Genomic DNA, 21,466 nt, shown 5'->3' on the forward strand with positions numbered 1-21,466 from the left:
CCGGTTTGCGATGTTTTGAATGACTGACTGTGGTCTAAGCTGCGTCGTTGATTGCAGCGACTGGTTTGGCGAAGGCAAAACCCTCAAAAAGCCTGCGGGCCGTTCTCACAAGTCCCGCCGTTATTGCCCCGTTGCGCATCTCCAGTTGCACGTCGAGGCGACCGGCGGGATGTTCGAGGCGGATCTGGGTCGGTACGGACGGACTTCCGGCAAGTTCGAAAGCAACCGATCCCTCCGTCACGGCCGCCCGGGCAATCCCCACAGCACCCGTTGTCGCGAGGGCGGGATGACATTCGTCCGGCATGAAATAACGCACGGAAAGTGTGCCTCCATTGCGCGCCGGAGCGACCAGCACGGGCTTTGGTATTACCATGTCCTTCACCTCCCCCATTCCCATCTGCCGGCCAGCCTGAATTCGTATGCGGCTCATCCGCTCGATAAGGTCCCTGTTGCCGCTCAGGGTTTGCGGATCTTCATATCCGCTGACGCCGAGATCGGCTGCGCGCATGAGAACCATCGGGATCGCACAGTCGATGGCCGTCACATCCACCCCGTCGATCTTGTCGAGAGGGTTTCCCGTGGGCAACAATCTGCCGGTCTTTGCCCCGGCGGCATCCACGAAAGTCAGGGCAATCGGCGCGGCCAGACCCGGAACTCCGTCGATCGAGGCATCGCCAAGATAGATCACCTCGTTGCCGCGCGTCGGCACCTTCGCCTCGATCAGCTTGCCGGTGTTCACATTGTGGATGCGCACCACTGTATCGTGCCGATGAGCCGCAACAAGCCCCGCTTCGATCGCAAAAGGTCCGACAGCGGCCAGCATGTTCCCGCAATTGGGAGAATAATCGACATATTGCCGGTCGGTGCGGACCTGCGCGAACAGGTAATCGATATCGGCCCCTTCGACGGTTGCAGGCCCGATGATGGCGACTTTCGACGTCACGGGATTACCCCCGCCAATGCCGTCGATCTGAAGCGGATGCCCCGACCCCATGATCGACAGGAGGGCTGCATCGCGCTGTCGTGGATCACGCGGAAGGTCGGAGGCGAGAAAGAACGGTCCGCGCGAAGTTCCGCCGCGCATCAGCACACAGGGTATCTTAAGCAGATCATTCATCGCACGCCTCAATCTTGCATTTAGCGGATCAATCCGCTTCGTTGTTGCAATATGGGCAAAAGACGCTAATCTGTTAAATGCAATGTTTAGGGGTATTATTGCGATATGAGCATTAATTGCGAGATTCTGGATTTGCGGGCTTTTCAAGCCGTGGTTGAAATGGAAAGCTTTCACAGAGCGGCGGAAGCGCTCCATATTTCGCAACCGGCACTGACCCGGCGCATCCAGAAACTGGAGCAGACGATTGGCGCTCCGCTGCTGGAAAGAACCACCCGCCATGTGGCGCCGACAGCCATGGGTCAGGAAGTCATTCCGCTTGTCCGGCGCATGCTGGAGGAGTTCGACGGATCGCTTTTTGCGATGAAGGACGGCGCGCAGCGACGCGGCCTCATCACCATGGCGTGCGTTCCGACAGCGGCATTTTATTTTCTTCCCGCCGTCATCAAGGCGTTCAGCCAGCAGTATCCGCATATAAGGCTGCGTATCCGGGATCTGACGGCCAATGAGGGGCTGCAGGCCGTCGCCAGAGGCGAGGTCGAGTTCGGCATCAACCTGATGGGCAATTCCGATCCCGATCTGTCATTCGAGCCGCTCATCGACGACCCCTTCGTGCTGGCGATGCGGAAAGATCACCCGCTGGCGGCTTTCGAAACAATCGAGTGGAACCAGCTGGAGGCCTATCCGCTTGTCGTCGTGGACCGTTCCAGCGGCAACAGGACACTTCTCGACGGCGCGCTCGCAAGACACAATCTGAAGCTGAACTGGTTTTACGAGGTGACCCACCTCAACACCTCGCTTGGGCTGGTGGAAGCGGGACTGGGGATTTCCGTGCTGCCGCGACTGGCGACACCGCAGGACGATCACCCCTTTCTCGTCAGCCGCCCGATCGTCAATCCCGTCGTCTCACGCACGATCGGCATCGTGCAGAGGCGAAGCAGCACACTCTCCCCGGCAGCGGAAAAATTTGTCGGGATGTTGCTTGAGACCTGGAAAACACAATAGCGCCGACCGGGAGACATGACGCGAAGATCGACCGGCTTAACTGGCACGGCAACGGGCTTCCCTGAAGCCTCGTCGCACCGAGTGGATCACGCCGCACCCGCTCGCCTGAAATCTGACCGTCAGGCGAGCGTCACCGCCCTATCGCACGGCCTGCGCGGATTCGATGGAATCCGCCAGAATATCCAGCCCGAGATCGATTTCGGCATCCGAAACGGTCAGCGCCGGGGCGATGCGGAAGACGCCGCCCATGCTTGGCAGCTTGACGATGTTCATGCTCATGCCGCGCAGCATCGCTTCCTGCATGATGCGGGCACCGAGTTCGAAACCCGGGGCCTTCGTATGCCTGTCTGCCACGACTTCCAGCCCGAGCAGGAGCCCGCGACCGCGCACGTCGCCAACGCATTCGAACCGCTGCTGCAAGGATAAAAGCCCGTCCTTCAGGCGCTTTCCGCGGGCAATCGCCTGTTCCACGAGACCGTCACGCGCAACCACGTCAAGGACCGTCACACCGACAGCCGCCGGCAGCGGATCGGACACATGGGTGGTATAAAACAGGAAGCCCCGCTCGAAGGCCTTTTGCTCCACTTCGGCGCTTGTCATCACGGCTGCCAGCGGCAGGCCGGCGCCGAGCGTCTTGGAGAGTGTCATGATGTCGGGCGTCACGCCATCGCGCTGGAAGGCGAACATATGCCCCGTCCGGCCGACGCCGGTCTGGGCTTCGTCGAGGATGAGCAGCATGCCGCGCTCCTCGCATTTCTTCTTCAGGGCGGCGAGATAACCGAGCGGCAATTCGAGAATGCCGCCGCTTGAGAGGATAGGCTCGGCAATGAAGGCGGAGAGATTGCCGGTCGACTGGCGATCGATCAGCTCGAAGGCGTCGTCAAGCTCGGCCTGCCAGTCATTCGATCCATCCGGGTTGCGGAAGCGCGGGCGATAGGCATTCGGGGCGGGAATGACCAGCGAACCGGCCGTCGCCGGGCCGTAGCCCCTGCGGCCGGCACTATAGGTTGCAGACGCCGCAGCGCCCGTCATGCCATGCCAGCTCTGGGCAAAAGCCACGACCTCATGGCCGCCGGTGACGAGCTTTGCCATGCGGATCGCCGCTTCATTGGATTCCGCCCCTGTCGTCAGCAATTGCACACGGTCGAGACCGGGCGCCAGCGCCGCCAGCCGCGCTGCTAGTTCGACGACGGGGCGCGACAACATGCCGGAGAAGAGATGCGCGACCGAGGCCATCTGCCGGTTGACGGTGGCGACAATATCCGGGTGGGTGTGCCCGATAAGGGCGCTCATCTGCCCAGAGGTGAAATCAAGAATGGCGCGGTCATCCGCATCGTAAACGAAACTTCCCGCGGCGCGTTCGACGATGATTTCCTCGAAGGCCGGCCCATAGCGGGTCAGGTGTTTGTTGGCGGCGGCCCAGAAGGCCGGCTCATCGTTCAACGAAATGGCGTTTTTCGAAATATTGTCCATGGCACGTTCCCCAAGAGGTGATCCTGAAGAACGGTAACAGGCCCTTGCGGATGCAGTCCAATTGATAGTATCTGAAGCAGATATCGATAATTTTGATATCGCCATGCTCGACCTTACGCTTTTAAAGAACTTCGTCATCGTCGCCCGCGCCGGCTCCATCAGCGTCGCCGCCATGCAGGTCGGGCGCACGCAATCGGCGCTCAGCACGCAGATGCAGCGGCTTGAGGAACAGGTGGGCCGCAGCCTGCTGCAACGAACGGGTTCGGGAGTGCGGGTCACTGCGGCGGGAGAAAAGCTGCTTGCGCACGCCAATGCGCTGCTTGCCCGGCACGATGAAATCCTTGCGGATATGAGCGAGGCGATCCTTCAGGGAACCGTCAGCCTTGGATGCCCGGAAGACTATTCCATCGCCTTCCTGCCGGAGCTGCTACGCGGCTTCTGCGCAACCTACCCGAAAGTCGACCTGCGGATGGTCTGCGCGCCAACCATAGAGCTGCATCCGCTGCTGCGCCGCCGCCAGATCGACATGGCGCTGGTCTCGCAGGCCGATCCGGATCATCCCGAGGTTCTGCGCAGGGAAAGTTTCGTCTGGGTGGCGGATAGTCCGGACCCGGATCTGCTTGCCAAGGACGTGCTGCCGCTGGCGCTCTCGGCACCGGCGACGCTGGATCACCGCGCCGCCTGCGACGCCATGGAAAGCGCCAATCGCCGCTACCGGGTCGCCTTTGCCAGCACCAGCCTTTCAGGCCTCATCGCCATCGCCCGCTCCGGCCACGCCATCAGCGTGCTGACGAAAACAGCCGTTCCGCCCGACCTCCACATCGTCAGGAGTGGCCTGCCGCCGCTGCCGACGATCGGAATAGCCCTCGCATTTTCCGATCCCCAGACATCATCGGCGGCCAAGGCGCTTGGCGATCACATTCGTGCGGTTCTTCCGGGCCTCAGTCTTTAGCGTGATTTCCCCTGGGCCGAGGCACCAAGGCTGAGGAGATGATAAAAGACGATCGCGCCGATCGTCGCCGTGCCGATACCATCCAGCGTGAAACCGCCGACATTGAGCTTGAAGTTGCCAGCGCCCAGCACCAGTGCGATGCCCACGGTGATGAGATTGCGCGGCTCGGAGAAATCGACCTTGTTCTCCACCCAGATGCGCCCGGCAGTCGCCGCGATCAGGCCGAACACCACGACGGATAGGCCGCCGATGACGGGTCCCGGTATCGTCTGGATCAGCGCGCCGAATTTCGGCGAGAAGCCGAGAATGATGGCCACCAGCGCCGCAACGATGAAAACCAGCGTCGAGAAAATGCGGGTAATCGCCATGACGCCCATGTTTTCGGCATAGGTCGTCATCCCGGTTCCGCCAAACGCGCCGGAGAAGATGGTGGCGATGCCGTCACCGATGAAGGCGCGGCCAAGGTAAGGGTCGAGGTTGCGGCCGGTCATCGCGCCGATCGCCTTGATATGCCCGAGATTTTCCGCCACCAGAATGACGACGACAGGCGCGATCAGCGCGATTGCCGAGGCGGAAAATACCGGCGCGGTAAATGTCGGCAATCCAAACCAGGACGCGGCTGCAACGCCGGAAAAATCCACCGGCTTGCCGAGACCGAAACCATTGGCCAGCACCAGATAGGCGATGTAGGCAATAGCCCCGCCGAGGAGGATGGGCAGGCGTCGCGCCATGCCGGGCGCATAGACAGCAATGGCGCCGACGGATGTGACGGTCAAAATTGCAATCCAGCGCGACAGCTGGTCGCCATCGGGATTGCCGGGGCCGGTGCCGGAGGCGCTGGCTATGGCAATCGGCGCCAGCACCAGACCGATCGCCGCAACGATGGCGCCGGTCAGAACCGGCGGCATCAGCCGTTCGATCCAGTTATGGCCGGCAATCATGACGATGACGCCGATCAGGGCATAAAGCACGCCCGCGGCGATGATGCCGCCAAGGGCGAGCGCGATATTGGGGCTCGCCGCACCGGCGGCGGCACCGGTTGCCACCAGCACGGGACCTATAAAGGCAAAAGACGAACCGAGATAACTCGGCACGCGGCCACCGACGGCGATGAAGAAAATCAGCGTCGAGATGCCCGAAAACAGGATGGAGACGTTCGGATCGAACCCCATGATCAGTGGCGCGAGCACCGTGGAGCCGAACATGGCGACGACATGCTGCAGACCGAGAACTGCGGTCTGCCCGGCGGGCAACCGCTCATCCGGCATGATGCGCCCTTCGGTTTTCAGTCGCCAGCGCGGAAAATAGCCACCTGTATCGCTCATCGTCGTCTGTCCCCCAGAAAGCGGCCGGCGCGATTTGACGAACGTCCCCGTTGCAGATCGCAGCCGTGCAAAAAGATTTGTCTTTATGTGATATGCGACCGTCGTCCCGGACCGAATCGGTGGCGGCGCATCCAATCTCCGGTAGCGCGATTGCCGGCTGCTGTCATCGGGCATCAAGGGGTTACCCACCCCTCAGTTCAGCCGAACCGGAGAACGGGCTCGATCTCGCAGAGCGATGTCATGACCTTGCCGCGGCCTTCACCCTTGGCGCGGTAAAGCGCCTCGTCCGCGCAGCGGAAGGCCTCGTCGCAGGAGGTTTCCGCCCCGGTAACGCTGCTCAATCCGAAGGATGCACCGATGATCATCACGCCGTCATCGACAATATAAGGCTCGGAGAGAAGCACGCACAGCTGGCGGCAACGCATCTCGGCTTCGGCAAGGGAAATGGCGGGCATCAGCACCGCAAACTCATCGCCGCCCAACCGGAACACCACGTCGCGCTCCTGACAGGCTGCGCGAAGGCGGGCGGCGACCGCCTTGAGCAAGGCATCACCGGCGGCGTGTCCGTGGCTGTCATTGATGGCCTTGAAACCGTCGAGATCAAGGCAGGCGACAGTCAGGTGTCCCTGCTGTGACAGTCTGGCGAATTCGGATGCGACGAGCGACCTGTTGGCCAGTCCGGTGAGGAAATCATGGGTAGCAGCGTGCCGCATCTGTTTTTCGGCCTCGACAAGCGAATGAACCGCGCGGCGGGACATCCGCACCGCGAAGATGCCGCCGGCTATGAGGACGACAAGAACCGTGACGGCAAGCGGCAGGGACTGACGAAGCAGATCCCGCGCCGGGGTCAGCGGCTGCCAGGACAGCGCCTGCGCCTGCCCATTTGGCCCCATGGCGATTTCCACCCTTGCGCGCTCTGCCGGAACGCTGCCGGCCGGCCCAACGGAAGCATCGTCCAGAAGGAAGCGGTTTCCGAGAAACTCCTGCAGGCTGCCGGCGATGGGAATTGCGGAAATGAGCACCGGCGCCCGTTCACCACGGGGTGTCGCTGTCCTGAAGTCCGACTGGAAGAGGCTGGCTGTCAAAAGGACGGCGTCATCACCGATCACCTCGATCTTGCTGAAGGCGATCGGCTGCGGAATTCCCTCCGGCCTTTCGCCGCGTTCCTTCTCGCGCACGGCATCCACAAGCGAGTGCGCGTCCTGCGCAATGACATCCGCGCCGCGGGCAAAAAACGGGCGTTGCAAAACTTCGTCATCCGTCTTCGAATAGATCAGATCGCCGTCGCCATTGAGAATGCTGACGAAACGTGTACGCGAGGTGCCGATGAGCGACCGTCCGATATTCCGGTCGGTCCACTCCGGATCGAAGAGATTGTCGATCTTGGCGATGGATTCGTCCCAGATCGTCCACGCCGTCAGCGCAAATTCCACGTCGGAAATCCATATGGAGATGTTGCGTCCGACCAGCGTTTCCTGCCGCTGGCGAAGCTCCGCGTCAAGACGCGCAACGCCGTAATAGGGAATGGCCGCCAGCCCCGCCAGCAATATGGCGATAAGCACTGCGGCCGGTCCGGCAAGCCTGAGTTGGGTGAAACGCATCGTCATTTATGGTCCGATTATTTGTCGGATGTCATTTTCGACACGGCACGTTTCACCGCAGTTACCACGATGGGAATTTCAAACGGGTCGGTTAACACTTGGTTCCTGACGCCGACCGGCGCTTTCGATGAAAGCGCAATCCGCCTTGACGCGGGAGCGATTGAGCTCCCGCGCACGGGTGGCGGACAGCAGACCGCCCGACGGGTATTATTCCGCCTTGTCGAGCGCCGTCAAAATCTCATAGGCCAGGGCAACACGATCCTCATTGGGATAGTTTTTATTGGCCAGAAGGACGACGCCGCGTTTCTGCTTCGGTATGAAAGCGACATAGGCACCAAAACCATTGGTGGAGCCCGTCTTGTTGATGAGGACGTCCTGACGCGGTTTCATCGGCGGGGTGATTTCGGAGACCGGAACCGTCTTCAAAAGGGCGCCGGAATTCGTGTCCACCAGCGTCTTCAGGGCAACCGGATAGGCATATTGTTCCCAGACCATGTCCTGCACCATCGCGCCGACACTGAAATACCCCGTATGGGTGTTGAGGAGCGCCTGCTGCATTTTTCCATCCAGCTTCTCAAGACCCATATTGGCATTGATGAAACGGATCATGTCGCTTGCCGAGGATTTGACGCCGTAGGCCTCCGAGGAGAGGATGGCCGGCGTCACCCGGGCCGGGTCGCCGTTTCTCTTATAGCCTTGGGCATAATCCCCCATCTTTGCCTTCGGCACCACGGTGAAGGTGTTCTTCAGGCCCAGTCCGGGCAGCAGCGTGCCTTGCATCGCATCATCAAAGCTCTGGCCCATGGCCTTTGCGGTAACGTAACCAAGCATTCCGATACTGGGATTGGCATAGGTACGGTGGGTTCCGGCCTTATATGACGGCTTCCAGGCCTTGAGATAGGCCAGCAGCTGCTGTTCCGTCTCGACGTTATCAGGCACCTGCAGCGGGAACCCGCCGGCGGTGTGGGTGCCGAGATGCATCAGGGCAACATCGCCGAAAGGTGTGCCCTTCATGGACGGAAGATAGTCCGCGACCTTGCCGGACAGCGACAGCTGGCCATTCATCTCGGCATAGGTGCTGAGCGCGACCGTGAATGTCTTGCTGATCGAGCCGAGTTCGAACAGGGTCTGGGGCGTCACCGGCTGGCCGGTGCTCTTCGACGTGACGCCATAGGTGAAGACATGGTTTTCACCATCGACGCTGATGGCGACGGCCAAGCCCGGAATGCCGTTTTTCTCCATGACCGGCTTTATCGCGGCATCCGTTATTGCCTTCAGCTTCGCTTCATCGGCGGCGGAGACCTGTGTGAACAGGCCGGCCGAGAGCAGCGCGGCAAGGGCGATATGTCCGTGATTGAGTTTCATCTTTCGCATTCTCCAAAACCTCAGGTCGATGACCGGCGCTTGCGCCGTCCCCAGCGAAAGAGCTTTAGCGGCCCTACATTGCACGAACAAACCATGATATCTCGGAAGAGATACAAGAAAATCTAGGTCTCAAATGGTTCGGCAATTTCTTCCCCTGAACGGTCTTCGGGCCTTCGAAGCATCGGCAAGACACCTCAGCTTCACCCGTGCAGCCATCGAACTCTGCGTCACGCAGGCGGCGGTGAGCCAGCAGGTGAAGGTGCTGGAAAAGCGGCTGGGCGTCTCGCTGTTTCAACGGCTTCCGCGCGGGCTGAAAATCACCGCCGAGGGTGAAGCGCTTCTGCCCACCGTTACCAGTTCCTTCGACCAGATGGCGACCACGCTCGACAGGATCGAGGCCGGACAGGTGCGCGAATTGCTGTTTCTGGGGGTGGTCGGCACATTTGCCGTCGGCTGGCTTCTCCCGCGGTTGAAGGAGTTTCAAAAACAGCATCCCTTCATCGATGTCAGGGTTTCCACCAACAATAACCGGGTGGACATGGCGGCCGAAGGGCTGGATTTTGCCATCCGCTTTGGTCAGGGTTCATGGCACGGCACCGATGCCTTCCGGCTTTTCGAGGCGCCGCTTTCACCCCTGTGCACACCCAAACTGGCGGAAACTTTAAAAACGCCCGCCGATCTTGTCGAGGCGACGCTTCTGCGCAGCTACCGGTCCGACGAATGGAGCACATGGTTTGCGGCGGCCGGTGTGGCGCCGGCTGCCCAGGTGAATGCCGGGATCGTTTTCGACACCTCGCTCGGCATGATGGAGGCCGCGCTGCAGGGGCTGGGCGTGGCGCTGGCGCCGCCATCGATGTTTTCGCGGCATCTGGTGTCAGGTGCAATCATCCAGCCCTTCCCCGTCACAATATCGCTTGGAAGCTACTGGCTGACCCGGTTGCAATCCAAACCGCAGACATCAGCCATGCTGGCCTTTTCGGACTGGATGTTGACCCATGCGGAATTTGCCTGACATGGCTTACAGCAGCGCCAGCAGAACGCCGCCCGCAGCACAGATCACCACCACAACCCATGGCGGTGTCTTCCACACCGTCAACAGGATGAAACCCGCAAGGGCCAGTGTGAAATCCTTCGACGTGAAGATGGCGCTGGTCCACACCGGGTCATAAAGTGCGGCACCAAGAATACCGACGACGGCGGCGTTTGCTCCGCGCATGGCCGCCTGCGCCAGAAGATGCCGGCGAAACCCTTCCCAGAAGGGCAGCGCACCGATGAGAAGCAGCATGCCCGGCAGGAAGATTGCAATGAGGGCAATGGCTGCGCCTGCCACGCCGTTCGGCTGCGGCCCCACCACGGCACCGAGATAGGCGGCAAAGGTGAAAAGCGGGCCGGGAACGGCCTGTGTCGCGCCATATCCGGCGATAAATGCATCCTCCGTCACCCAGCCCGTGGCGACGACCTCGGATTGCAGCAGCGGCAGGACCACATGCCCGCCGCCGAAGACCAGCGCGCCGGCACGATAAAACGCATCGAACAAAGACAGGCCCTGCGATCCAGCCACAGCCGCAAGCAGCGGCAGCAGGCCAAGAAGCAGGATGAAGGCTGTGAGCGCGATATATCCGACGCTTTTCGGCACCCGGAACTGGAGATGGGCAGCGTCCCGCACCGCACCGTTGCGACAGAAGGCAAGCCCGGCAATGGCGCCGACGGCAAGCGCCAGGATTTGTCCGAAAGCTCCAGCCAGAAAAACCACACAGACAATGCCGGCAAGTGCGATGCTGGCGCGCTGCCGATCCGGCGCAAGGCTTTTTGCCATGCCCCAGACCGCCTGCGCCACCACGGCGACGGCGACGATCTTGAGGCCATGCAGCAGGCCGGTGCCGACCGGCCCCTCGATCGAAGCGGCAACGGTGGCAAACAGCAAAAGCAGGATGGCGGATGGCAGGGTAAAGGCCGTCCAGGCCATGAGAGCGCCAAGCGGCCCCGCCCTCAGGAGCCCCAGCGCAAAGCCCACCTGGCTGGAAGCCGGACCGGGAAGAAACTGACAGAGCGCCACAAGATCGGCATAACCGGCCTCATCGATCCATTTGCGCCGCACGACCAGCTCATCGCGAAAATAACCGAGATGGGCGATGGGCCCGCCGAAAGAGGTGACGCCGAGCTTCAGGAAGGCGGCGAAAACTTCACCGGGAGTGCCGTTTTTTTGGCTGTCGGTTTCGGCTGGCAGTGCTTGCGTTGACGGCTTCACGAAAAGCTCCCTGAGCGTGCAACGGCTATTCGTCAACACAAATGGGTATCAAAAAATCATGTCGGTATCAGACACTATTACGACAGGGATATGAAGGGGCAGGCTGCATCGACACGCCGGAAAGTCGCTCTGACTTTCCGGCGTCTCTTGATGCTATCCGGAACCGCTACAGCAATTCGGAGAAGTGGGATATCCATCCCCGCTCATCGGTGCCGCCGGAGAAGCCGGCCGCACCCAGAGTGATTTCATACTGATTGCTTTTCCTGTGGATGGTTACCGCGACCGCGATCGGCGTCTTGGGTCTCCATGTAAAATTACTGTCCGGCCCCGGCTCGAGATGGCTGAGGGATTCGAGCTGAACGGCGTCGAGAAACATGACCGTGCTTTTTCCGGTTTTGTAGAGAGACTCCCACCGCGCCTGGGCAACGGCATTTGCCGCCTCGGCGAAGACATCGCCGTCCTTCCTGGGATCAGCCAAGGCAGCCTTGCGCCATGCGGCGAAGATATTGATGGTATCGTTCATGTCGAGTCCCAGCTCCGCGAGAAACTCGATGGTCTGGGTGTTGCCAAATGTGTTGTAACCGTCCTCGCTGAAAGGGCGAATATGCTTGATCATGAAGTCGCTGAGAATTGGCATATGTGTCTCCTTTGGACATGAGCCAGCTGTTCCCGGCCTTTGATGGTAAGGACAGGTTGGCATGATTTTGAGGGGTTGCTGGGTGCCGGAATGCCTCCGGCAAGACGTCTGGTGCCGTTGTGCGCCTTTGCGCGCAGCCGACATTCCGCTTGCAGGCTTAGCCGAAGGTGATGGCGGTGTGGCCGGCCATCCCGAGGAATTCCTGCAGGCCGATGCGCGTTCTGCTGCCGCCCTGCCCTGTCGGCCATGGATCGAGGATATGAAGTTCAAGATCCTTGCCTGCATCGGTATAACCATAGACGACGTAATAATGGATATGTGTGCCGATGACGAAGACGCGGTTGTTGTCGATCTCGCCTCTCACGATCTCCGGTGTCAGATCGGCGACGAAGTGGCCGCCGGTCGTTGCATGATCGAAGGCGTTCCACTGGCTGGAAACCAGCCGTACGATGTTGCTGTCGGGGTTGGCGCCGCCCATTTCATCGATGGCAGCGGATTGATCCAGAATGAGCGCCAGCTCCCAGCGCTCCTGAACCTCCGGGTCGACGGTCGCAAGCGCTGCGGTGTTACGTCTTGCGATGGCATATTGCGTGGCGGCGGCAAGTTCACGATAGGCCCGCACCATCTGCTCCACGGCGGCAAAGCACCAGGAGGGCGTTTCCTGAGCGACCAGCGCCGGAGGATTGTTGACTGTCGGCATGATATTCTCCTTCCTTAAAGTGACACGGCACGGGTTGCGCTTCGATGGCGGCCGGATGCCCGTCGTTGATTTTGCGTTGGTGAATGGTGAGATTTCGTTCCTAGCCGTCCTGCCGGCATATTCGCCGGCAGGACATTGCCCGTGATCCATGCCAAGGGGGACGATTCCGGCTGAGACCATGGATACGCTTCCTGCCGGGCCGGAAAAGGAACGGCAGGATCTCAAGGGATCAGGCTGTTTTGCTCAGATCCTGACGATAGGCCTGCAGCGATGCGATTTTTGCGTCCGCAGCGGCCTCGCGTTCGGCGACGATGGCCGAGAGCTTTTCCGAGGCTTCCGCCATATAGTTCGTCAGGCCGGTGCCGGTGAGATATGTCCCCTGCAGCTTGTTGAGCTTTGACCATCCGTCCGCAAAGCTGCGGTTGAACCTGTCGCTGACGGTCCCGACCGCATACCATTGGGCGGTCTGCCTGACGAAGAACTCGTTGACGGAGCGAACGAGCTGGGCGAGACGGTTCTTGCGAATGACCTCCAGCTCGGCCACATTGTCGATCGCCTTGATCTGGTGCTCGGCATCGTCGGCCACGGCCTGCATGAAATCGGCGAAACTTTTGAAGAAAAATGCGATTTCCTCAATGATTTCCTTCATGCGTTTCAGCGCCGTAATGCTGACGTTGAGGGATTGAACCGCAAGCTTGATCTTATCGTCCTCAGCCTGCTTTCCCTTCAGCAGAGCGTTGATCTTTATGAGTTCGGCGGCCTGGGTACGGCGTTCGTTCTCATAGGATTCCGCCTTGTCGATCATCTTCATCTGCATTTCGCGCAGGCTTGCGGCCTGTTGCTGCTGCTCGTCGGTGAGCTTGCCCAGCCCCTTGTCGAGCGCGTCGAGTGAAGCCTGCAGACTGGAAATCAGAGTCTGCTGACTTGCGATCTTCTCCTCCTGCGTCTTCAGTTCCGCGGCGCGCGCGGTCAGACGCTTATCAAGTTCGGCAAGTTCCACGGCCTTGCTCGATTTCGGATCGGTGCCCTCGGCATCTTTCGCCAGCGCCGACCTGCTGTCTTCCAGCGCCTTGATATCCGTCTTTAAGGTGTCGCGTTTTTCCTCGCTCTTGCGCAGTTCGGCCTTCTGCTCGGAAAGCTTGCTCTGCGTGGCGGCCCCATCCGCCTTTCCGCCGCCGGTTGTCGGTGTGCGGGAGCCGCCATCCTGCCCCTGCCCGTCCGCATCTTGGCCGCCCTTGGGCTGTCCCGAAAGCGCGCCGCCGACCGACGAGGCCAGCATGGAGGCAGGACCGCCCGCCACCATGGCGATGGCGGGAATGGCGCTTGAAATCATCTGCGCGCCGACCCGGACGATCGACATGATGAAGGCGCGCTCCTCTGCCGTATTGGCCCGCTTTTCATATTCACGGGCCTTCTTTTCGAACTCCGCAACCTGTGCCTTCAGATCGTTCACAAGCGATTCCAGCTGCTGGCGCCGCGCATCGGCCTCGCGGATTTCCCGCTCCATGGTCGCCTTGTCTTCGAGACGCTTGCTCAAGACCATTTCGCTCGCATCGGTGATCTGCGCCGTTGCCTTGATGATGCCATCATAGGTGGAGGCGACCTTAAGGAGATCGTCCCGCACTTCCAACGCCTTGTCGCGGATATTTTTCGCGAGCTTTATCAGGTCGTTGGAGACGAAGGCCTTGATCTCGCTCTGGTCATTTCCCTCGCGGACATCCAGCCAGTCCGGGAAGAGGTCGTCGACTGAAATGCGGATGCGATTGGCAACATCCATCGCATGTTTCATGGTGAGTTCACTGCTCTGCTGCGCGGTTATCAAGCTGTCCATGATGGCGCTGATGCGTCCGCGAATTTTGCCCTCCTCCTGCGGCGTGGTGTTGTAAGCGATGTAGAGCAGGTCGATCGCATTGTCGGTGTCGCGCTTGGCGCGCTCGACATCGTAGGTCCCCTGGATCTTATCAACATAATACCGGACGAGCGCCGTATCCGCCTTGGGAAGGCTGAATTCCGGCTTCGACACGATCGCTTCGACATCTGCATCGATCGCGCTGTTGAGTTTGGTTTCCCGGCTTTCGAGATTGACGACATTATTCATTTTCATACTCCTGTTGATGGTTGTTACGGAGAGTCATGGAGTTGATCGTTCACGATCCGCATTGTTTCCTGGCATCTTCAGGCAATCCGGCCTCGGTGGAGGAAATGAACTGCGGCACGTCCTTGGTCAGGCCGTCGATCTCGGCGGACAGCCGGTCGACCTGACGTATTTTCGCGTCGTCAGGATTGACCTCGCTCGCTTCCTTCAGAGCATTGGTGAAGTTGCTGACCTGAATGTTGAAGTCCTGAACCTTGCCGTTGATGGTGGAAATCGCCGCTTTGAGCCTGGTGATCTGCTCTTCCAGATTTTTCACTGCGCTCTGGTTTTCCGCGTGGCTCTGCTGTGCCGCTATCAGCTGGCGGCGATTGTTTTCGAGCTGGTTGCGAACGCCCTCAAGCGCCGTCCGGGCATTGTCCAGCCGCGGCAGTGCGATGCGGTATTCCCTCTCCGCGTCATTCATCCAGCCCAGCGCCTTCACCGCGGCGTCACCGGCCTGGCAAATTCCCGGTAGGAAGAAGAGGACGCCGCTGCATATTGTTACTCTCTTGGCCTGCTCGTCCCTTTCCCTTCGGGCTTTTTCGAACACGGCCTGACGCGCCCTGACGTTCTCGCTCTCAGACTGAACCAGTTCTTCATAGCCCTTCACGGCCGTCTCGGACTGCGCCACCTGCCGTTCCAGCTCGATCTGCAGGTACATGGCTTCTCCCAGCGCCCTCTCCCGTTCGGCGCTGAGCTGCTGTTGCGCCGTCAGATGCTCCATCAGGCATACGGACCGTCGGCCAAGCAGCTCCCGGCTTGCCTCCGCCTGTTCAAGTTTTGACTGGAACGCCGCCACCTGTTCGGTGGTGAGGGCGGCCGCATTTGCAATGGCCGGCTGGCCCATGGACGGAATATCAAACTGCATCGCAATTGCCGCAAGGCCGGCAAAAATAACATGTCGAAGTTGCATCGCTTTATCCTCCTTCTGAGAATTGGTGGTGAATGGACGTGCCGCGGCCCAGCCGGCATCGCTGCCGGACGCGCCAGAAACTCGGTAGAAACATGCGGATGCCAGGCGGCTTCGGGATGCACTTTCCGTCACCTCGTCAAGGCCAAGAAAACAACCATCAAAGATTGTGTTTTCGGTTGCCCAACGAAAGATATCGTGTCCGAAGCCAAATAAAATTATGCAATAAAAACAGACGATAACATTGTTATTATCGCCACTCTCGCAAACCGTTCCAAAAGGGCACATATTTCAACGCGCTCTTTAACACTCAATTTATGAGAGTATTTTTTAATACCCCTCGGGAGAGCGATGCGGGAGTGCAACAAATTGCACGCATCTCCCGAACCCGGAACATTTCAGCTGTAATGTGCGCCTGAACGGCCGCAGTCGGTGAGCAAAACTCATATTTTTAAATTCGCCATAAAGTAGCGAAACTTAAATTCCGTGGGAGAAAGGCATCTGGAAAAGCAGCTGCGCAGGATTCAAAATCGCTCCCGCAAGGAGACCCCGTTCGGCCGCAGCCGGACATGCTTCAGGAGAGGCTGACACCCCTTGCGAACCGGATCCTGAACGATGCCGCTTTTGACGAGACTGTCATCCGTCTTTGCTCGCAGATATCGACGGTCTTCAAGCAGGAACCACGCCTCGTCCGCGCTCTCGGTGATTTCGGCGCATTCGCAACGATCCTGTGCGCCGTCGCTCTGGCATCGGTTCATGGCGGACGATTTACCCTGGCTGAGGTTCAGGCCGTCGTCGTCCCCCGAGGCTGGGCCTCAAGCCGCAGGACACGGGCGCTGATCGACTGGCTGGAACTCGAAGGCGCCGCCCGGCGGCATCAGCCCAATGGCGACAACCGCGAACGTCCATGGTCGTTGTGTGGCTGGCTGATCATGGCGATCGAGACACTCGCCGAGGCTTATCTTGCCGCAGCCGTGCCATGGCAGGCGCAACCGTTTATGGACAGGCCGGCGAAAGACATCGGCGTCAACATCCTTATCGATGGCGTCGGCTGGCTTTTGAAACAACCGCAGGAGTTCAGCCCCACATCAATGGAAACCCTGATGTTCCTGGGCCATGCGCCCGGATTTCCTCTGCTGCTGGATCTGCTGTCTGCGGCCAAAACCAGCAAATCCAGTGCCTCCAATTGTGAGTTTTCCCGCAAGGCGGCTGCGCGCGCCTATGGGATCAGCCGCGCCCAGGTCACCGCCCTATTGGCCAAGGCAGAACGCCTGACCATCTTGAAGAGGGACGGATCCCGCATACTTCTGAGCGATGGGACATTGCAGAATGTACAAAGGGATATCGCCCATCAACTGGCATTCATTGTCGTGTGGTTAGGGATTTTGAGGGCCTGACGATATCAGCGATTGTTCACGATAGCGACGCCACTAGGAAAACCGATGCCGCCGGGTTAGAAGAAGCGATACCGGATGCGTGACATGACCCTGCCAGAAAAGACCCCAGCCGTGGATGCCACAATCGAGGATCGCTCGCTTTTGATCCGCGAATCCCTGCGCAATGCCATCATCGACCGGCGGCTGGCGCCGGGAACCAAACTGTCGGAAGCCGAGGTTGGGGCACTCTTCGATGTCAGCCGCACCGTGGCGCGCGCCGCGTTGCAGATTTTGGCCTTCGAGGGGCTGGTGAAGACCGAGCGTAACCGTGGGGCCTTCGTTTCCACGCCTTCACCGGAAGAAGCGCGCCAGATTTTCGCCTCGCGCCGCCTGATCGAACCGGGCATCATCGCGGCGGCGGTGGAGCGCATCACGCCGGCAGATATTGTGCGGTTTCAGCATCACCTCGTCGAAGAGGCGCAATATATGAATGAACGCGGCCCGGCGGCACGCCGGGCGGAAATAAAGGCCTCGGGCGATTTCCATCTCATGCTGGCGGCCCTGTCCGGCAATGTCATCCTCCAGCGGTTTATGGATGAGCTGGTCGCCCGCTCCTCGCTGGTCGTCGCCCTTTATGGCCGTTCGGGTATTTCGAGCTGCGGCCACAACGAACATCTCGCCATTCTCGAGCTTGTCGCAAAGGGCGATGCAAAAGGCGCTTCAGATCTCATGCTCCATCACCTCGATCATATCGAGGCCGATCTCGATCTGCAGCCGAAGCAGGGTGTCAGCCTGCGAAATGCGCTGGCACCGCTCCCCTGATCGCCGGCGGAATCGATGGCGGACAATGTCCGCCGCTCCCGCACGAGTGCTCTAGTTGGCCTTGAAGCGGTCGAAGGCTGTGAGGTGCTTGACCGGGGGATCGGCCTCCCAGCGGTAAATCTCGGTCCGCAGGAAATGCAGCTCCTCGTCGAGCTTTTCTTCGGCCACTTCCACCCACCAGGCTTTGGGTCGGCCATCGGAGCCATCTGACCAGCGGTAGCCGCGCTTTTTCAGATGATCCTTCATGTCGAAGGGGCTGTTTTCCGCATAAATGCGGACACGGGAGCGCTGGCTTGCCTGATGCAGTTCTGCGAAGGGCGCTTCGCCCTGCCCCGCACGGGCATGACCCAGCACTTCCAGAAGCGCAAAACAATCATCGACGGCGCGATGGCCGTCGTGGAAATAGCCGGACTGCCCGATCAGATAGGCAAGTTTGCTGCCCTCAAAACCGCGCGCCCGCCAGTCGATCTCGGAAACCGAACAGGCCCATGCCTTTTCACGGAAAATCGGTGAGAAAGCCTCGCAGAACGGGCGGTCGAAGCCGGCATTATGGGCGATGATCAGATCCGCCCTGGCAACAAGTGCGCTCAGGCGGTCCATGTCTATTACCTGTCCTTCGACCATCTCGTCGGTAATACCGGTCAGGCGCGTGATCTCTTCCGGGATAGTGACGCCGGGCTGCCGCAGGCCACCATAAACACCGGTAACGTCGCCGATCGCGCCGTGATCGTCGAATGTGAAGGCGATGACGCCGATCTCGATGATCTCGTCGGTTCGATGATTAAGGCCTGTGGTTTCGGTATCGAGGATGATGCCCTGACGCGGAAATTCCGGCCGCGGTTTGTCGACGACCGCGCGTGGCATGAGCCGGCGTGAAACACGGTAATTGCCGGTGGATTCAAGATATCCGGCAAGCGTCTCATCATCCGCAACGTTTTTCTGCACCGTTTCGCGGCCGGCCGCTTTTCGCCCCCGTTCACCCTGGGGGAGACGCGCTGCCGCGGAACCGAAAAAATCCAACTGGGAGCTCATTATGCGCCTGTCCGCCGTATCCGGAAATCGTGATTTAAGTAGTCCAACATATGTGCAGAGGCTCACGGTAACAACAGCGGTTGCTGTCATCCACAGAAACTGACCCACACAGGTTGCGGGTTGCACCTTCTCGTTGCGGTGTTAGAAGGGAAATACCGTTCCGTGTTCAAGGAGAGAAAACGAATGCCGATCCCATCGCTTTCCAACCCGAAGACGCTCGCTGACCAGAGCCGGTTGAAGCTGTTTCCGCTGCAAAGCGGCCCGCAATTTGCCAATGTGAACATTTCCACCGGCGCAAGCGGCATCGTCTTCACCGGTTATACGAGAGATGCGAGTGCGGATAACGACGCCTTCTCCTGCTGCGGCAGCTATACGCTGCGCAACTCCGTCCACGCTGCCATTGCCGGCATGACCAGCGACAATTGCACGCTGTTTGCTCTTAAAAGCGTCATCAATCAGCGCCCCTGCCTCGCCGTCGGTGGTTTCGATGCCGAAGGCAAGCCCGTCCGGCTGTCGCAGACGGAATTTGAACAGGTCACCAGACCGCTCTTTAATTTCGCCGACAAGGTTTCGCCGATCCTCGGCAGCGAACCGGCACCTGGCATCCAGGTGCGCAGCGGCGACGCCTCCTACAATTATCAGGTCGATGCGCGCAGCGGCCGTTTCCGCTTCACCTATAAGGACAGCATGAACGGCGGGCTTTTCGGACCTTCCGCCGACGGCAATGTTTCGCTTGAGCACGACGGGCACCGACTTGCCAGAATAAGCGCGGGCGGCAGCTACAGCCAGTCCGACAATTCGATCAGCGGCTCCGCCTATCGCGACATCGATTCCCGTGGTTTCGATGCGACTGTGCGCAGCGGGCAGGCTTCCGCCATGTTCGGAAGAACCTATACGGAAAACGCCATCACGCGCAAAATCGGCATTGGTTATGGCAATACCTCATTGCGCCGTGAGGACACGCCCGGCGGAACGATCAAGGAAAGCCTCGAACACAAGCTGGAAAAAGTCACCCTAGAAGTGTCCCGCACCCGCGACCGGGCGAAAGGCACCGAATATATGCTGACGATCAAGATGCAGCTGTAAGGCCTGCCCAGGCCGGGGCGGCTCGGACATGCACGTCCGCCGCGATCACGGCCTGCCGGCTTTAACATGATTATTTAAGTTAAGTATTGAATTCGCATCTGCCACGGGGTATCGCCTGAAGTCCAATCTCCAGGTCGGTCATGACGCAGCGCGACGACAAATTCCTTTCGGCATTCCTGAAAACCCAGACGGATATCAAGCGATATCTGACGCGGATGACGGGCTCGCGCGAGGATGCCGAGGATCTTGCCCATGAGGCATGGATCAAGCTGGCGAGAAACAGCTCGAATGCATCCGCAGCACCAGTGCCTTATCTGAAGCGCATCGCCAGGTCGCTGGCCATCGATCATGGGCGGGGACGCAGGCACCGGGCCACGACCGAACAGATCGAGGATGCCCTTTCCATTCAAGACGAGCGCCCGGGTCCTGACCAGCAGGTGATCGACCGCGACCAGATCCGGCAGCTTATGCGGGTCATCGGTGAACTGCCGGATAGACAGAGAAAGATGCTGGTCGCGGCGCGGCTGGAATTTCGTCCCTATGCCGAGATCGCGGAAGAGTTCCATGTCTCCACCCGCACGGTGGAAATGGAAATTAATCGCGCCCTCAGCTACTGCATCGAGAAAATGGGACATGAGCGGCGCAGATAATTTTCGGATTTACCGTTTGTGATCGTTAGAGCTAATGAGGTTCATGTGAAATTCCGGTATCGGGGCGTATTTTTGATAGGGGTTGCGTGTTGAACGAAGGATCCGATGCGCTCAGGAAGAAGGCCACGTCCTTTATCGTCAGGCTGTGCTCCGGCGCGGCCACGGTTGAGGATACAGAGGCGCTCCGCCACTGGCGCAGCCTCAGCGCCGATCATGAGCGCGCCTTCGTCGAGGCCTCGGCGCTCTGGCGCGATCTTGGCCCGGCCCTGGAGGCGCAGGCGAAGCCCCCCGTGAAAGCCACATCCAGACGATCTTTTCTGGTGGGCGGCAGCCTTGCCGCCGGCCTTGCAGGCATTGCCATCGCCCTGCCGGAACTCGGTTACCTGCCATCCATCGGCGCAATGCTTGCGGATTTTTCGACTGGCGTCGGCGAGCAACAGAATGTCAGCCTGCCGGACGGATCGACCGCCTTTCTCGATGGCGGCTCCGCCCTGTCGCTGGACAGCGGCGAACGGCAGTTCGATCTCACGGCGGGTGCAGCGGTTTTCACCGTCCAGCAGGCGGCGAACATTCCTTTTGTGGTCAAAGCCGGCAATGGCCGCGTGCAGGCCTCCGGCGGCGCCTTCAGCGTCACCCATAATGCCAGCGGCGTGACCGTGGAATGCCTGTCCGGCCCGCTCAGCGTCCACTGTCTTGGCGATGCGCAGCTGCTTCCCGGAGAGGCAATCGTCTATTCGGACGCTGGCCTTGGGGAAAAATCCGCAATCGACCTCGAGACGGCATCGGCATGGCGTGAAGGCATGCTGGTCTTCAACAACCGTCCGCTGGAAGACATCGTCGCGAGCCTGAACCGCCACCGGCGCGGCAGGATCATCATCACCCGTCAAAGCCTGCGCTCCCTGCACGTCTCGGGCGTCTTTCAGCTCAACCGGCCGCAGGACATTATCGCCCATCTTGAAGAAACCCTGCATCTTCATGCGGTTGGCGCAGGCGGAATCCTGCTGCTCGTCTAAGCCCTTTCGAACCGGAGACAGCG

At 59.9% G+C, this 21,466-nt stretch carries 19 protein-coding genes; 8 read left to right on the forward strand and 11 right to left on the reverse strand.

The features are described 5' to 3' along the window. Positions 1-34: 34 nt before the first annotated feature. Positions 35-1,117 (reverse strand): 4-oxalomesaconate tautomerase, encoded by a 1,083-nt coding sequence (locus ACQZ5F_RS13215; RefSeq protein ID WP_225339034.1) that lies wholly within the window; start codon positions 1,115-1,117, stop codon positions 35-37. 105 nt (positions 1,118-1,222) lie between these two features. Here ACQZ5F_RS13215 and ACQZ5F_RS13220 point away from each other — a divergent pair, with 105 nt between their 5' ends. After that, positions 1,223-2,119: a LysR family transcriptional regulator gene (locus ACQZ5F_RS13220; protein WP_046800456.1), complete on the forward strand. Its 897-nt coding sequence runs from the start codon at positions 1,223-1,225 to the stop codon at positions 2,117-2,119. A 138-nt stretch (positions 2,120-2,257) separates the two neighbouring features. On the opposite strand, the gene ACQZ5F_RS13225 is transcribed toward ACQZ5F_RS13220, so the two are convergent. After that, the gene (locus ACQZ5F_RS13225; protein ID WP_225339035.1) at positions 2,258-3,592 is read right to left on the reverse strand and encodes an aspartate aminotransferase family protein; all 1,335 of its coding nucleotides are present in this window, start codon (positions 3,590-3,592) and stop codon (positions 2,258-2,260) included. Between the two features lie 103 nt (positions 3,593-3,695). On the opposite strand from ACQZ5F_RS13225, the gene ACQZ5F_RS13230 reads away from it, so the two are divergent. Continuing rightward, complete coding sequence (locus tag ACQZ5F_RS13230) at positions 3,696-4,544, forward strand: LysR family transcriptional regulator (RefSeq protein ID WP_225339083.1); 849 nt, start codon at positions 3,696-3,698, stop codon at positions 4,542-4,544. On the opposite strand, the gene ACQZ5F_RS13235 is transcribed toward ACQZ5F_RS13230, so the two are convergent. The 3 genes from ACQZ5F_RS13235 to ampC all read right to left on the reverse strand — a co-directional run bounded on the left by ACQZ5F_RS13235 (position 4,541) and on the right by ampC (position 8,835). Further along, positions 4,541-5,869, reverse strand: coding sequence for a solute carrier family 23 protein (locus ACQZ5F_RS13235; protein WP_225339036.1), 1,329 nt, complete (start codon positions 5,867-5,869; stop codon positions 4,541-4,543). The genes ACQZ5F_RS13230 and ACQZ5F_RS13235 overlap by 4 nt on opposite strands. A gap of 197 nt (positions 5,870-6,066) precedes the next feature. Continuing rightward, positions 6,067-7,476 carry a diguanylate cyclase domain-containing protein gene (locus ACQZ5F_RS13240; RefSeq protein ID WP_225339037.1) on the reverse strand — a complete coding sequence of 470 codons (1,410 nt, stop codon included), beginning with the start codon at positions 7,474-7,476 and terminating at the stop codon, positions 6,067-6,069. 201 nt (positions 7,477-7,677) lie between these two features. Further along, positions 7,678-8,835 (reverse strand): class C beta-lactamase, encoded by a 1,158-nt coding sequence (gene ampC, locus ACQZ5F_RS13245; RefSeq protein ID WP_225339038.1) that lies wholly within the window; start codon positions 8,833-8,835, stop codon positions 7,678-7,680. 133 nt (positions 8,836-8,968) lie between these two features. On the opposite strand from ampC, the gene ACQZ5F_RS13250 reads away from it, so the two are divergent. Next, positions 8,969-9,847 carry a LysR substrate-binding domain-containing protein gene (locus ACQZ5F_RS13250; protein WP_225339039.1) on the forward strand — a complete coding sequence of 293 codons (879 nt, stop codon included), beginning with the start codon at positions 8,969-8,971 and terminating at the stop codon, positions 9,845-9,847. Positions 9,848-9,853: 6 nt separating this feature from the next. On the opposite strand, the gene chrA is transcribed toward ACQZ5F_RS13250, so the two are convergent. The 5 genes from chrA to ACQZ5F_RS13275 form a co-directional block, all read right to left on the reverse strand. After that, entirely contained in the window at positions 9,854-11,083 is a 1,230-nt protein-coding gene (gene chrA, locus ACQZ5F_RS13255) for a chromate efflux transporter (protein ID WP_432704567.1), read from the reverse strand. Between the two features lie 166 nt (positions 11,084-11,249). After that, positions 11,250-11,720 carry a hypothetical protein gene (locus tag ACQZ5F_RS13260; RefSeq protein ID WP_225339040.1) on the reverse strand — a complete coding sequence of 157 codons (471 nt, stop codon included), beginning with the start codon at positions 11,718-11,720 and terminating at the stop codon, positions 11,250-11,252. Between the two features lie 157 nt (positions 11,721-11,877). Then, entirely contained in the window at positions 11,878-12,420 is a 543-nt protein-coding gene (locus tag ACQZ5F_RS13265) for a hypothetical protein (RefSeq protein ID WP_225339041.1), read from the reverse strand. Between the two features lie 229 nt (positions 12,421-12,649). Then, positions 12,650-14,518, reverse strand: a complete 1,869-nt coding sequence (locus ACQZ5F_RS13270) for a tyrosyl-tRNA deacylase (RefSeq protein WP_225339042.1) — start codon at positions 14,516-14,518, stop codon at positions 12,650-12,652. A gap of 49 nt (positions 14,519-14,567) precedes the next feature. Then, positions 14,568-15,467 (reverse strand): hypothetical protein, encoded by a 900-nt coding sequence (locus tag ACQZ5F_RS13275; RefSeq protein WP_225339043.1) that lies wholly within the window; start codon positions 15,465-15,467, stop codon positions 14,568-14,570. Positions 15,468-16,033: 566 nt separating this feature from the next. Between ACQZ5F_RS13275 and ACQZ5F_RS13280 the strand changes: the two genes are divergently transcribed. Together ACQZ5F_RS13280 and ACQZ5F_RS13285 are read left to right on the forward strand one after the other, a co-directional pair. Continuing rightward, positions 16,034-16,861: a hypothetical protein gene (locus tag ACQZ5F_RS13280; protein ID WP_448731259.1), complete on the forward strand. Its 828-nt coding sequence runs from the start codon at positions 16,034-16,036 to the stop codon at positions 16,859-16,861. 84 nt (positions 16,862-16,945) lie between these two features. After that, positions 16,946-17,662, forward strand: a complete 717-nt coding sequence (locus tag ACQZ5F_RS13285; protein WP_137086191.1) for a GntR family transcriptional regulator — start codon at positions 16,946-16,948, stop codon at positions 17,660-17,662. Between the two features lie 51 nt (positions 17,663-17,713). Here ACQZ5F_RS13285 and ACQZ5F_RS13290 read toward each other — a convergent pair whose 3' ends face one another. Next, positions 17,714-18,694 carry a 3'-5' exonuclease gene (locus tag ACQZ5F_RS13290; RefSeq protein ID WP_052820051.1) on the reverse strand — a complete coding sequence of 327 codons (981 nt, stop codon included), beginning with the start codon at positions 18,692-18,694 and terminating at the stop codon, positions 17,714-17,716. Between the two features lie 183 nt (positions 18,695-18,877). Between ACQZ5F_RS13290 and ACQZ5F_RS13295 the strand changes: the two genes are divergently transcribed. The 3 genes from ACQZ5F_RS13295 (at position 18,878) to ACQZ5F_RS13305 (ending at position 21,443) form a co-directional block, all read left to right on the forward strand. After that, positions 18,878-19,780 (forward strand): hypothetical protein, encoded by a 903-nt coding sequence (locus ACQZ5F_RS13295; RefSeq protein ID WP_046800444.1) that lies wholly within the window; start codon positions 18,878-18,880, stop codon positions 19,778-19,780. 140 nt (positions 19,781-19,920) lie between these two features. Next, the gene (locus tag ACQZ5F_RS13300; RefSeq protein ID WP_448731258.1) at positions 19,921-20,430 is read left to right on the forward strand and encodes an RNA polymerase sigma factor; all 510 of its coding nucleotides are present in this window, start codon (positions 19,921-19,923) and stop codon (positions 20,428-20,430) included. Positions 20,431-20,516: 86 nt separating this feature from the next. Then, positions 20,517-21,443, forward strand: coding sequence for a FecR family protein (locus ACQZ5F_RS13305; RefSeq protein ID WP_448731257.1), 927 nt, complete (start codon positions 20,517-20,519; stop codon positions 21,441-21,443). Positions 21,444-21,466: the final 23 nt, after the last annotated feature.

Source organism: Agrobacterium sp. 22-210-1, assembly GCF_053522525.1.

Bases quoted from the DNA above. Each gene is read 5' to 3' on its own strand.
- ACQZ5F_RS13215 (WP_225339034.1), bottom strand. From the start codon at position 1,117: ATGAATGATCTGCTTAAGATACCCTGTGTGCTGATGCGCGGCGGAACT.
- ACQZ5F_RS13220 (WP_046800456.1), top strand. From the start codon at position 1,223: ATGAGCATTAATTGCGAGATTCTGGATTTGCGGGCTTTTCAAGCCGTG.
- ACQZ5F_RS13225 (WP_225339035.1), bottom strand. From the start codon at position 3,592: ATGGACAATATTTCGAAAAACGCCATTTCGTTGAACGATGAGCCGGCC.
- ACQZ5F_RS13230 (WP_225339083.1), top strand. From the start codon at position 3,696: ATGCTCGACCTTACGCTTTTAAAGAACTTCGTCATCGTCGCCCGCGCC.
- ACQZ5F_RS13235 (WP_225339036.1), bottom strand. From the start codon at position 5,869: ATGAGCGATACAGGTGGCTATTTTCCGCGCTGGCGACTGAAAACCGAA.
- ACQZ5F_RS13240 (WP_225339037.1), bottom strand. From the start codon at position 7,476: ATGACGATGCGTTTCACCCAACTCAGGCTTGCCGGACCGGCCGCAGTG.
- ampC (WP_225339038.1), bottom strand. From the start codon at position 8,835: ATGAAACTCAATCACGGACATATCGCCCTTGCCGCGCTGCTCTCGGCC.
- ACQZ5F_RS13250 (WP_225339039.1), top strand. From the start codon at position 8,969: ATGGTTCGGCAATTTCTTCCCCTGAACGGTCTTCGGGCCTTCGAAGCA.
- ACQZ5F_RS13260 (WP_225339040.1), bottom strand. From the start codon at position 11,720: ATGCCAATTCTCAGCGACTTCATGATCAAGCATATTCGCCCTTTCAGC.
- ACQZ5F_RS13265 (WP_225339041.1), bottom strand. From the start codon at position 12,420: ATGCCGACAGTCAACAATCCTCCGGCGCTGGTCGCTCAGGAAACGCCC.
- ACQZ5F_RS13270 (WP_225339042.1), bottom strand. From the start codon at position 14,518: ATGAATAATGTCGTCAATCTCGAAAGCCGGGAAACCAAACTCAACAGC.
- ACQZ5F_RS13275 (WP_225339043.1), bottom strand. From the start codon at position 15,467: ATGCAACTTCGACATGTTATTTTTGCCGGCCTTGCGGCAATTGCGATG.
- ACQZ5F_RS13280 (WP_448731259.1), top strand. From the start codon at position 16,034: ATGCTTCAGGAGAGGCTGACACCCCTTGCGAACCGGATCCTGAACGAT.
- ACQZ5F_RS13285 (WP_137086191.1), top strand. From the start codon at position 16,946: ATGACCCTGCCAGAAAAGACCCCAGCCGTGGATGCCACAATCGAGGAT.
- ACQZ5F_RS13290 (WP_052820051.1), bottom strand. From the start codon at position 18,694: ATGAGCTCCCAGTTGGATTTTTTCGGTTCCGCGGCAGCGCGTCTCCCC.
- ACQZ5F_RS13295 (WP_046800444.1), top strand. From the start codon at position 18,878: ATGCCGATCCCATCGCTTTCCAACCCGAAGACGCTCGCTGACCAGAGC.
- ACQZ5F_RS13300 (WP_448731258.1), top strand. From the start codon at position 19,921: ATGACGCAGCGCGACGACAAATTCCTTTCGGCATTCCTGAAAACCCAG.